General features: G+C 69.0%; 11 protein-coding genes. 3 read left to right on the top strand and 8 right to left on the bottom strand.

Annotated elements, in window-relative coordinates; all coding sequences use genetic code 11:
• Positions 1-6: 6 nt before the first annotated feature.
• Complete coding sequence (gene trpD / locus AB7U46_RS06480) at positions 7-1014, bottom strand: anthranilate phosphoribosyltransferase (protein WP_428336132.1); 1008 nt, start codon at positions 1012-1014, stop codon at positions 7-9.
• Positions 1011-1598 (bottom strand): anthranilate synthase component II, encoded by a 588-nt coding sequence (locus AB7U46_RS06475; RefSeq protein ID WP_428336131.1) that lies wholly within the window; start codon positions 1596-1598, stop codon positions 1011-1013. Before AB7U46_RS06475 ends, trpD begins: the two co-directional genes overlap by 4 nt.
• Positions 1599-1750: 152 nt before the next feature.
• On the opposite strand from AB7U46_RS06475, the gene AB7U46_RS06470 reads away from it, so the two are divergent.
• The gene (locus AB7U46_RS06470) at positions 1751-3397 is read left to right on the top strand and encodes a divergent polysaccharide deacetylase family protein (RefSeq protein ID WP_428336130.1); all 1647 of its coding nucleotides are present in this window, start codon (positions 1751-1753) and stop codon (positions 3395-3397) included.
• Between the two features lie 107 nt (positions 3398-3504).
• On the opposite strand, the gene trpE is transcribed toward AB7U46_RS06470, so the two are convergent.
• The 6 genes from trpE to fabI all read right to left on the bottom strand — a co-directional run bounded on the left by trpE (position 3505) and on the right by fabI (position 10222).
• Positions 3505-5013: an anthranilate synthase component I gene (trpE, locus tag AB7U46_RS06465; protein WP_428336129.1), complete on the bottom strand. Its 1509-nt coding sequence runs from the start codon at positions 5011-5013 to the stop codon at positions 3505-3507.
• Between the two features lie 10 nt (positions 5014-5023).
• Positions 5024-6871 (bottom strand): SurA N-terminal domain-containing protein, encoded by a 1848-nt coding sequence (locus tag AB7U46_RS06460; RefSeq protein WP_428336128.1) that lies wholly within the window; start codon positions 6869-6871, stop codon positions 5024-5026.
• A 64-nt stretch (positions 6872-6935) separates the two neighbouring features.
• Positions 6936-8114, bottom strand: coding sequence for an aminotransferase (locus tag AB7U46_RS06455; RefSeq protein WP_428336127.1), 1179 nt, complete (start codon positions 8112-8114; stop codon positions 6936-6938).
• A 151-nt stretch (positions 8115-8265) separates the two neighbouring features.
• Complete coding sequence (gpt, locus tag AB7U46_RS06450) at positions 8266-8769, bottom strand: xanthine phosphoribosyltransferase (protein WP_428336126.1); 504 nt, start codon at positions 8767-8769, stop codon at positions 8266-8268.
• A gap of 10 nt (positions 8770-8779) precedes the next feature.
• Entirely contained in the window at positions 8780-9391 is a 612-nt protein-coding gene (locus AB7U46_RS06445; RefSeq protein WP_428336125.1) for a LysE family translocator, read from the bottom strand.
• 9 nt (positions 9392-9400) lie between these two features.
• Entirely contained in the window at positions 9401-10222 is an 822-nt protein-coding gene (gene fabI / locus AB7U46_RS06440) for an enoyl-ACP reductase FabI (RefSeq protein WP_428336124.1), read from the bottom strand.
• Positions 10223-10352: 130 nt separating this feature from the next.
• On the opposite strand from fabI, the gene pdxH reads away from it, so the two are divergent.
• Entirely contained in the window at positions 10353-10976 is a 624-nt protein-coding gene (gene pdxH, locus AB7U46_RS06435) for a pyridoxamine 5'-phosphate oxidase (RefSeq protein ID WP_428336123.1), read from the top strand.
• A gap of 154 nt (positions 10977-11130) precedes the next feature.
• A partial coding sequence (locus AB7U46_RS06430) for a cold-shock protein (protein WP_428336122.1) occupies positions 11131-11552 on the top strand: 422 nt, incomplete at its 3' end.

The raw sequence follows: 11552 nt of genomic DNA, 5'->3' as shown, positions 1-11552 counted from the left end.
GGCCCCTCACGCCAGCGCGCGCATCAGCGCCTCGAGCTTGCGAAGCGCGGCCCCGGAATCGATGCTTTCCGCGGCGATCCCCGCGCCCTCGCGCAGCGTGCCCGCCTTGCCGGCGACGATCAGCGCCGCGGCGGCGTTGAGCAGCACCGCGTTGCGATAGGCGCCCTGCGCCCCTTCGAGCAGCGCCGCGAAGGCCTTGGCGTTCTCCGCCGGCTCGCCGCCGATCAGATCCTCGAACGGGTGGACGGGCAGGCCGGCCTCCTCCGGGTGGACCTCGAATTCGGTGATCGCGCCATCCTTCAGCGCCGCGACCCAGCTGATGCCGGCAACCGACAGCTCATCGGTGCCGTCACCGCCATGCACCAGCCAGGCGGCCTCGGAGCCGAGCTTCTGCAGCACCTCGGCCATCGGCCGGATCCAGTCGCGCGAGAAGGCGCCAGTGAGCTGGCGCTTCACCCCCGCGGGGTTCGTCAGCGGGCCGAGCAGGTTGAAGACGGTGCGCGTGCCCAGTTCGACCCGGGTCGGGCCGATGTGCTTCATCGCCGGGTGGTGCATCGGCGCCATCAGGAAGGCGATGCCGGCGCTGTTCAGCGAGCGCTGCGCCACCTCCGGCCCCTTCATCACGTCAAGCCCGAGCGCGGTGAGCGCATCGGCCGCGCCGGATTTCGACGACAGATTGCGGTTGCCGTGCTTTGCCACCGGCACGCCCGCGCCCGCCACCACGAAGGCCGTCGCGGTCGAGATGTTCAGCGTCCCCTTGCCGTCGCCGCCGGTGCCGACGATGTCGATCGCCCCCTCGGGCGCGGTGATCCGGTTCATCTTCGCGCGCATCACCGAGGCGGCGGCGGTGATCTCCTCCACCGTCTCGCCGCGGGTGCGCAGCGCCATCAAAAGGCCGCCCATCTGCGCCGGGCTCGCCGCCCCTTCGAAAAGCGCGTCGAAGGCGTCCTCCGCCTCCGCCCGCGTCAGCGGACGCTCCGCCGCGATCCCGATCAGCGGTTTGATGTCGCTCATGCCGTCACCTTCACTTTCGCTTCCTCGAGGAAATTGCGCAGCATCTGGTGGCCGTGTTCGGAGGCGATCGACTCGGGGTGGAACTGCACCCCCTCGATCAGCCGCTCCTTGTGGCGCAGCCCCATGATCATGCCGCCTTCGAGCCATGCCGTGACCTCGAGGCACTCGGGCAGGCTCTCGCGTTCGACGATCAGCGAATGATAGCGGGTCGCGAGGAAAGGGGAGGGCAGGCCGCGGAAGACGCCCTGACCGGCGTGGTGGATCTCGCCCATCTTGCCATGCACGATCTCGCCCGCGCGCACGACCTTGCCGCCGAAGGCCTCGCCGATCGTCTGATGGCCAAGGCAGACGCCGAGAAGCGGCACCCCGGCCTCCGCCGCCGCCATGGTGAGCGGAATGCAGATCCCCGCCTGCGCCGGATCGCAGGGGCCGGGGCTCAGAACGATCGCCTCCGCGCCCAGGCCCATCGCCGCCTGCACATCCATTGCGTCGTTGCGCACGACCTTCACATCCGCGCCGAGCTCGCCGAAATAATGCACGAGGTTGTAGGTAAAGCTGTCGTAATTGTCGATGAGCAGGAGCATGGCGGCATTTTCCCCTTCGCGCCCGAAATCCGGGGGTGATCCGGGCTTTGCGTCGGGCTATAGATGCTCAGAGCGGCGCGCCGGGGTCAAGGCCCGGAGGGCAGGTTTGACTGCCCGAAAACGCCGGAAAGCGGGATTCGAGGGAGCGGCGGATGGTGCGCGGGTTCATCACGGGGATCGGGGCGGGAAGCCTTGTTGCGGTGCTCGGGCTGGGCGCGCTGATGCTGGTCGCGCCGGCGCCGCAGCCCGCGAACGAGGCCGGCGCCCCGCACGCGGGTAGCGCGACGCCCGCCCCCGATCTGCCCGCGCCGAGCGGAAGCCCCGCGGTCGCGGTGCCCGCGGGCTCCGAATTCGCGCGCAGCGGCACCGATCAGCCGCCGCAGACCGCCCCCGAAAGCGCCGCGCCCGAGGCCGATACCGCGGCCCCCGAAGCCCCCGTCGCCGAGGCGGGCGCGCCCGCGCCCGCGCCGATGCCGGGGACCGAGCCGCCCGCGCGGCCCGAGGCCGAAAGTGCCGCCCCCGCGGTGCCCACCGCGCCCGAGGTGCCGGCCGCCGCGCTCGATCAGGCGCCCCCGCCCGAGGCGCCGGTCGGCGTGCCGCCGCCGGGCGAGGCGCGCGCCCCCGATCTGCCGATGGCGGAAACGCCGGCCCCCGTCGCGCCCGCCGCGCCCGAGCCCGCGCCGGAAACGGCCGAGGCTCCGCAAGCTGCGCCGGTGCCCGCCCCCGAAGTTCCCGCCGAGGCGCCTGCCGAGGAAATTACCCTGATGCCGGATGGCGCGATCGTGCCGCCCGGCGGCGATGCGAAGCCGCGGGTGTTCCGCCCGGGCGACGGCACCGGTTTCGCCAATGCCGAGGGCACCACGGTGAACCGGCTGCCAAGCGTCGGCGCGCGCCCGATGGCGCCCGCGATGCCAAAGATCGGCGGGGCGGAGACGCCGAAGACCGGCTTCAAGCGGCCGCCCTCGGCCGAGGCGCCCGAGCCCGCGCCCGAGAGCGCGCCGGCCGACCCCGCGCCCGCCGCGGTGCCGAAATTCTCCGATGCGGTGCCGGTCACCCCGGCGCCGGGCGCCGAGAGCTTCGGCTCCGTCGCGAGTGCCGCGCCGCTGACCGATGACGCCCCGCTCAAGCGCTTTGCCGGCACCTGGACCTCTCGCCCCGGGGTGCCCTATTTCGCGGTGGTGCTCGTCGATGTCGGCACCGCGGCGGGTGGGCTCGACCGCGAGACGATCAAGGCGCTCGGCCTGCCGCTGACCGTGGCGATCGACCCCGCGCGCCCCGATGCCGCCGAGGCTGCCGCCGATTACCGCGCCGCCGGGATCGAGGTGGCGATCCTCGCCGATGCGCTGCCCGCGCAGGCCGCGCCGCAGGATGCCGAGGTCGCGCTCGAGGCCTGGCGCCAGCGCCTGCCCGAGGCGGTCGCGCTGATCGAGGCGGGGCGCCCGGTGTTCCAGGACGACCGCCGCCTCGCGCAGGAATACGTCCGCGCGCTCGGCGCCGACGGGATGGGGCTGGTGACGCAGGCGACCGGGGTGGACAGCGCCGGGCAGATCGCCGCCGCCGCCAGGCTCGCCCGCGCGCAGGTCTGGCGCGAGCTCGACCAGCGCCGGGACAAGGCGGCGGTGCTGGTGCGCACCCTCTCGCGCGCGGCCTTCGAGGCGAGCCGGCGTGGCGGGGTCACGGTGATGCTCTCGAGCTGGCCGGAATCGATCGCCGCGCTCGGCGAATGGAAGGCCGAGGTGGGCGAGGGTGTGAACTTCGTCCCGGTCTCGGCGGTCGCGGTGAAATCGCTGGAGAAATAGGCCGGGCCGGTCACTTCGTCCGCGCGGCGCAGGAGTATTTGGACCAGGAAAAAGCTGATTTTCCTTGGTCCAAATACTCGAATTTCCCCGCTGGAACGGGCGCGCCCTCAGGCGTTGCCGTGCCGCACGAACAGGCCCGCATCCTCGGCCGCCTTGCGCAGCGCCTTGGATTTGTTGACGGTTTCCTGATATTCGGCCTCGGGGTTGCTGTCGAAGACGACGCCGCCGCCGGCCTGGATGTAAAGGGTCTGATCCTTCACCACCGCGGTGCGCAGCGCGATGCAGAAATCCATCTCGCCATTGGCCGCGAAATAGCCGATGCCGCCGCCGTAGATGCCGCGCTTTTCCGGTTCCAGCTCGTCGATGATCTCCATCGCCCGCACCTTCGGCGCGCCCGAGACGGTGCCCGCAGGCAGCCCGGCGAGCAGCGCGGAGAGTGCGTCCTCCCCCTCGGCGAGTTCCCCAACCACGTTCGAGACGATGTGCATGACGTGGGAATAGCGCTCGATGATGAACTTCTCGGTCGGATGCACCGAGCCGATCTTCGCCACGCGCCCGACATCGTTGCGGCCGAGATCGAGCAGCATCAGATGCTCGGCCAGCTCCTTCTTGTCGGCGAGCAGATCGGCCTCGAGCGCCTTGTCCTCGGCCGGCGTCGCGCCGCGGGGGCGGGTGCCGGCGATCGGGCGGATCGTCACCTCGCCCTCGCGCAGCCGCACGAGGATCTCGGGCGAGGCGCCGACGATCTGATAGCCGCCAAAGTTCAGGAAGAACATGAAGGGCGAGGGGTTGGTGCGCCGCAGCGAGCGGTAAAGCGCGAAGGGCGGCAGCGGGAAATCCGCCGACCAGCGCTGCGCCGGCACCACCTGGAAGATGTCGCCCGCGCGGATATATTCCTTCGCCTTCTCGACCGCGGCCTTGTAGCTCTCGGGCGTGAAGTTCGAGCGCAGCGGCCCGACCTGCGCCGTCTCGCCCATCTCGCGGCTTTCCGCAGGGGCGCGGTCGAGGTCGCGCAGCGCGTCCATCACCCGTTCGGCGGCCTGCGCATAGGCCGCCCGCGCATTCAGCCCCGCGCCTTGGAAGGCGGGGGCGCACAGGATCACGTCGCCCTTCACCCCGTCGAGCACGGCCACGACCGAGGGGCGCATCAGCACCGCATCGGGCACGCCGAGCGGATCGGGGTTCACGTTCGGCAGATGCTCGACCAGCCGGATCATGTCATAGCCGAGATAGCCGAAGAGGCCGGCCGCCGCGGCGGGCAGATCCTCGGGCATCTCGATCCGGCTCTCGGCGATCAGCGCGCGCAGGCTCTCGAACGGATGGCCCGGCAGATCCTCGAAGCGCTCCTCGAACCGCGCCTGGCGGTTGATCCGCGCCTGGGTGCCGCGGCACTGCCAGATCACGTCGGGCTTCATGCCGACCATCGAATAGCGCCCCCGCAGCTCGCCGCCGGTCACCGACTCGAGCATGAAGGAATTCGGCGCCGCATCGGCGAGCTTGAGCATCAGCGAGACCGGCGTGTCGAGATCGGCGGCGAGCCGCGCATAGACGAGCTGGTTCTGCCCGGCGTTCCAGGCTTTTTCGAAGATCTCGAACGAGGGGGAAAGGGCGACCACTTGCGCCTCCTTACTGCATCTGGGCCTGCACCGCGTTGATCGCGGCGCTGTCGATGGTGATCCCGGCCTCGGCTTCGACCGCGCGCGCATAGAAGGCGGTCAGATCGTTCGCCATCGACTGTTCGATGCGGGTGCCGAGCTGGTCCTGCATCTTGCGGAAATCGTCACTCTGGGCCTCGGCCTCGATCGCGCGCTCGGGCTGCACGACGAAGACCTGGCCGCCCTCGGCCGCCACCGCGGCCTGGCCCGGCGCGGTTGCAAACGCGGTCGCGACGAGGTTCGCGGGCACGCCCTCAAGATAGCCGTCGCGCGCGACATGCGCGGCCTGCGCCACGATCACGCCCTGCGCGCCAAGCCCGGCGCCGCCGTTCACCGCAGCGACGATCGCCTCGGCCCGGGCGGTCTTCAGCCGCGCGAGCTCGGCCGCGCGCCAGCTTTCTGCGACCTTGTCCTTGACCTCGTCGAAGGGGATCGGCGCCGCCGGCGTCACCCCGTCGAGGCGCAGCGCGAAGATGCCGCCATCCTCGAGATTGGCAAGCTCGGGGAAGTCCTCGGCGGTGACCTTCGCCGCCGCGTCGCGGAAGTTTTCATAGGCGGCGATGCCGTCCTTGGTATCGGGGCCTATCGAGATCTTGCCAAGCTCCATGTCGCTTTCCTTGGCCAGCTCCTCGAGCGTCGCGCCGGAGGCGAGCTTGTCCTCGAGATCCGAGGTCAGATCGCCGATCATCCGCCGCGCGCGGTCGATCTGCGCCTCGGCGAGCAGGTCGGGTTTCGCCTCCTCGAAGCTCGTCGTCTCGGCCGGCACGATGCCGTTCATCTGGAAAAGCGCGGGGCCGAGGTCGGTCGCGATCGGGCCGACGATCCCCGGCGCGGTCAGCGCGAAAACCGCATCGCCCGCGGTGCCGAGTTCGTCCTTCGAGACCTCGCCGAGATCGGTGTCGGCGAGCGTCAGCCCGCGATCGCTCGCGAGATCGGCAAAGGAGGCGCCGGCCTCGAACTTCGCCTTCGCCGCCGCGGCCTCTTCCTCGGTCGGGTAGACCAGCTTGTCGACGCGGCGCCGCTCCGGCTGGACATAGTCGCCGATACGCTCCTGATAGGCCGCCTGCAGCGTGGCGTCGTCGATCGTGACCTTGTCCTTCAGCATCTCGGGGGTGAGCCAGAGATAGGAGATCTCGCGCGTCTCGGGCTTGGTGAATTCGCCGATATGGTCGTCATACCAGGCTTTGAGCTGCTCGTCGCTCGGCGTGCCGACCTGTTCGGGCAGATCCGCCGGGGTGATCTCGGCCCAGGCGAGGTCGCGCGTCTCGGTCAGATAGGTCGCATAGGCCTGGCTCAGCGTGGCCGGGGCGCGCAGCCCGCTCGCCACCGCGCCCTGCAGGATCGAGCGCGCGATATCGGCGCGCAGCTGCGCCTCGAACTGCGGTTCGGTCATGCCCTGCTGGCGCAGCGCGAGGCGGTAGGTCTCGCGGTCGAATTTGCCGTCGACGCCCTGGAAGGCCTTGATCTGCCTGATCTGATCGGTGATCTCGCCATCGCCCGCCGAGATCCCGAGGCGGCGCGCCTCCTCGCTCATCGCGGCCTCGGAGAAGAGCTGCGCCTGCACCTGGCGGTCGATGCCGAAGCTCTTCGCTTCGGCGAAGCTCAGCGGGCGACCGATCTGCGCCTGCGCGGCGCTCATCTCGGCGCGCAGCGCGCGGGCGTAATCCCCGGTGGTGATCTCGGTCTCGCCGACGGTGCCGATCGTCTGCACCCGGCCCGAGAAATTGCGCACGCCAAAGCCGCCAAGGCCGAGCACCAGCATCGCGAGCAAGACCCAGACGACCATGCTCTTGCCATGGCTGCGCAATCTCGTGGACATCTGAGGGATCCTCTCGCTTGAGTTCTGAGCGGTTCTTAGGGCTTCGGCGCCTGTGCCGCAAGGCTCAGGGCGCAAGCGCGCCAAGCCGGCGCATCAATTCGGCGATCCCCGCGGTATCGACATTGGCGAAGGCGATGCGCAGCTGGCGCGCCCCGGCCGGGTCGGAGGCGGGCATGAACATCGTGCCGGGCAAAAGCAGCACCCCCGCCTCGCGCACGAGCGATTTTGCAAACTCCGGCGAGGGCAGGGGGGAGGGATGCTCGACATAGGCGAAATAGGCGCCGCAGCCGAGGGTCTTCCAGCCCGGCAGCGTGGCAAGCCCGGCTTCCATCGCGGCACGGCGCGCGAGGATCTCGGCGCGCTCGCCCGCGACCCATTGCGCGAGGTTGCGCATGCCCCAGAGCGCGGCGATCTGGCCAAGCTGGCTGGGGCAGATCGCCACCGTGTCGAGGAATTTCTCGACCTCGGCAAGGCGTGCGCGCGAGGCGACGATCGCGCCGACGCGGTGGCCGGTGAGGCGATAGGCCTTCGAGAAGGAATAGAGGTGGATGAAGCTCTCGTCCCAGTCGGGATCGGTGAAAAGATCATGCGGCGCGCCGGAACGGCTGTCGAAATCGCGATAGGTCTCGTCGACGATCAGCGCGAGGCCGTGCTTTTGCGCGAGATCGTGGAAGGCGCGCAGAAGATCGCCGGGGTATTCCGCCCCGCCCGGATTGTTGGGCGAGACGAGCACGATCGCCCGCGTCGCGGGCGTGATGAGCGTCGCGGCGCGTTCCGGATCGGGCAGCAGGCCCGGCCCGGTCGGCAGCGGCACCGCCGTCACTCCCGACATGTCGAGCCACATTTTATGGTTGAAATACCAAGGCGTTGGCAGGAGAACTTCATCCCCCGCGCCGGCGAGCGTCGCCATCACCGCACAGAACGCCTGATTGCAGCCCTGGGTGATCGCGACCTGATCGCCGGAAATCGCGCCGCCATAGGCCGCCGACCATTGCACGGCGAGTTCCTCGCGCAGCTCGCGATTGCCGAGCACCGGCCCGTAAAGATGCGCGGCGGGATTATCGAGCGCGGCCTCCGCGATCGCGCGGCGCAGCGCCTCGGGCGGCGGATCGACCGGCGCGGCCTGGCTCACGTTGATCAGCGGGCGTTCGGGAGGGAAGCTCACCCCCTCGAGCCAGCGCCGCGCCTCCATCACCGGGGGCGCGAAAGTGGTGCCGAGGGCGGGGTTGAGCGGGTGCAGCATCGGGGCCTCCTGAATATCGGCGCCAGATCAGCACCCGCGCGCGGCAATGGCAAGGGAGGACGCTCCGCGGGGGATATTTACGCTCTATAGAAGGGGCTTCTACAGAGCCGGAAATATCCCCGCCGGAAGCATCGGTCGGGTTGCCGCAGGCTCAGTCGGTGCCGCGGAACGGGCTGACATATTGCAGCGCAGTGTCCCAGGGGAAGAAGATCCAGGTGTCCTGGCTCACCTCGGTGATATAGGTGTCGACCTGCTCGCGGCCCTTCGGCTTGGCGTAGATCGTGGCGTAATGCGCCTTGGGATAGAGCTTGCGGACAAGCTCGATCGTGCGGCCCGAGTCGACGAGATCGTCGACCACCAGGATGCCGGTGCCGTCGCCCATCAGATCGGCCTGCGGCGCCTTGATCACGACCGGATCGTGCTGCGTCTGGTGGCTGTAGCCCTTGACCGAGATCGTGTCGATCACCCGGATGTTCAGCTCGCGCGCGATGATCGCCGCGGGCACCAGCCCGCCGCGGGTGATGCCCACGATCGCGCGCCAGGCGCCATTGTCGGGCCCCTTGCCGTCGAGCCGCCAGGCGAGCGCGCGCCCGTCGCGGTGCAGCTGGTCCCAGCTCACGAGAAAGCCTTTTTCATGCGGCAGGCGTTCGGACATCGGATCCCTCTCAGGTCAGCGCGAGTTTCAGCCCAAGCAGTGCCAGCAGCCCGCCGAACACCCGCTCGAACACGGTCTTGAGCCCGAGGTAGCGCCGGCGCGTGGCCTCGAGCGAGAAGAGCCGCGCGACCAGCATCGCACAGCCCGAGTCATTGAAGAAGACGATCGCAAGGATCACCGGATAGGCCCAGGCGGGGGCCTCGGGCGGCACGAAGGTCAGGAATACGGTGCCGAAGAAGATCGCGGGCTTCGGATTGGCGAGCTGCGTCGCAAGGCCAAGCCGCCAGAGCCCGAAGCGGGTGCGCTGCGTGGCCGGGCCGCCCGCGGCGATCGGGTCGGCGGCGTGGCGCCACATCCCGAAGGCGATCCAGAGCAGATAGGCCGCGCCGCCGAGTTTCAGCACGATCAGAAGCGTCGGCGCGAGCTTGAAGAGCACCGAAAGCCCGAAAAGTGCCGCGGCGGCCCAGATCGTGGCGCCGGTGCCGATGCCGACCGCAAGCCAGGCGCCGCGGGCGAAGCCCTCGCTCAGCCCGGTGCGCGCAGCCATCAGGATCGCGGGCCCCGGCGAGATCGCCGCCGCGAGCTGCACGAGATAGATACCGAGAAAGGCGGCGAGGGTCATCGCGCGCGATTACTCCTTGCGGCCGGTCACCACGTCGATGTCGGGCGCGTCGACCGCCTTCATGCCGACGACGTGATAGCCTGCGTCGACATGCAGCGTCTCGCCGGTGGTGCCCGAGCCGAGATCGGAGAGCAGATAAAGCGCGGCCTTGCCGACCTCTTCCTGCGTCACGTTGCGGCGCAAGGGCGAGTTCAGCTCGTTCCACTTCATGATGTAGCGGAAATCGCCGATGCCCGAAGCGGCGAGCGTCTTGATCGGGCCGGCCGAGATCGCGTTGCAGCGGATGCCGTTCTTGCCCAGATCCTCGGCGATATATTTCACCGAAGCCTCGAGCGCGGCCTTGGCGATGCCCATCACGTTGTAATGCGGCATCACCTGCTCGGCGCCGTAATAGGTGAGGGTGAGCAGCGAGCCGCCCTCGGGCATCAGCTCGGCGGCGCGTTTGCAAACTGCGGTGAAGGAATAGACCGAGATGTCCATCGTCATCGAGAAATTGCCGCGCGAGGTGTCGACGTAGCGGCCGCGCAGCTCGTTCTTGTCGGAGAAGCCGATCGCGTGGACGACGAAGTCGATCGTGCCCCAGCTTTCCTTCAGCGCGGCGAAGAGCGCATCCATGCTCTCCTCGCTTGCGACGTCGCATTCGAAGAGCATCGGCGTGCCGAGCGAGGCGGCGAGCGGTTCGACGCGCTTCTTCAGCGCCTCGCCCTGATAGGAGAAGGCCAGCTCGGCGCCCGCGTCGGAGAGCGCCTTGGCGATGCCCCAGGCGATGGATTTGTCATTCGCGAGGCCCATGATCAGCCCGCGTTTTCCCGCCATGAGACCATTCGACATATCCGGTTTCTCCCGCTTCCCTCTGGTAAGTGCGCAAGCATTAGGCGAAACATTCGGGAGCATCAAGGCTGGTTGAGGGCTGCGGGTGTCGACACACGCAGCGCTTGTGGCCGGGCAGAGGAGAGGTGAGATGAGCGACAGAAGCGGGATCTTTGCGGGCGACGACCCTTTCGAGATCGCGAAGCGCTGGCTTTCCGAGGCCGAGGCGAGCGAGATCAACGATCCGAACGCGATCGCGATCGCCACCGTCGACCGCGACGGGCTGCCCAATGTGCGCATGGTGCTTTTGAAGGAGATCGAGGGGCAGGAGGCGCCCTCGGGCGGGGCCTTCGTCTTCTATACCAACTACACCTCCGCCAAGGGGCAGGAGATCGAGGGGGCCGGCAAGGCCGCTTTCGTGATGCACTGGAAGAGCCTGCGCCGGCAGATCCGCGTGCGCGGCCTCGTGACCCGCGAGGAGGGCGAGCAGGCCGACCATTACTATGCCTCGCGCGCGCTGACCTCGCGGCTCGGCGCCTGGGCCTCGCATCAGAGCCAGCCGCTCGCCTCGCGCGGGGCGCTGATGGCGGAGGTGGCGAAGCTCACCGCCCGGCTCGGCCCCAATCCGAAGCGTCCGCCGTTCTGGGGCGGCTACCGGATCACCCCGCTCGAGATCGAATTCTGGGCCGACGGCGCCTTCCGGCTGCACGACCGCTTCCGCTGGCGCCGCGCGACGCCGGCCGATGCCTGGGAAATCAGCCGCCTGAACCCGTGACTCCACTGCGCATTTCACGCTTCGTGAAATGCGCAGGTCTGGAATACCTTGCTTTTTCGCTTGAATCTCCCGGCCAGCGTATGACAGTTGGCTTCTGTCACCGCCGCACCGGCCTGACGGCCGACGGTGGGATTACTGCGATGGACAAAGACGGATGACGGACGAAAGAAGCGATTTGCGGCTCGTTGCGGGGCGCGTGAAATGGTTCGACCCAGGTAAGGGCTTTGGTTTCATCGTCGATGTCGAGGGCGGGCCCGATATCCTGCTCCATGCCAATGTGTTGCGGAACTTCGGCCAGGGCTCGGTGGCCGACAATGCCGGGATCACCGTGCGCGTGCAGGCCACGCCGCGCGGGGCGCAGGCGATCGAGGTGCTCACGATCGAGCCGCCCGAGACCGAGACGCGCGCCGCCTCGATGGAGGATCTGGGCGATACCGATCCCGAGGAGATCGCCGCGCTGCCGCTCGAACCGGCCCGGGTGAAATGGTTCGACAAGGGCAAGGGATTCGGCTTTGCAAATGTCTTCGGCCGTGCCGATGATGTGTTCATTCACATCGAGGTGCTGCGCCGCTCGGG

This window comes from Paenirhodobacter sp. (genome assembly GCF_050177655.1).
In the GTDB taxonomy this organism is placed as follows: domain Bacteria; phylum Pseudomonadota; class Alphaproteobacteria; order Rhodobacterales; family Rhodobacteraceae; genus Rhodobacter.
Note: the sequence above shows the minus strand (reverse complement) of the source record. Positions and strands in the feature narration are given on the sequence as shown.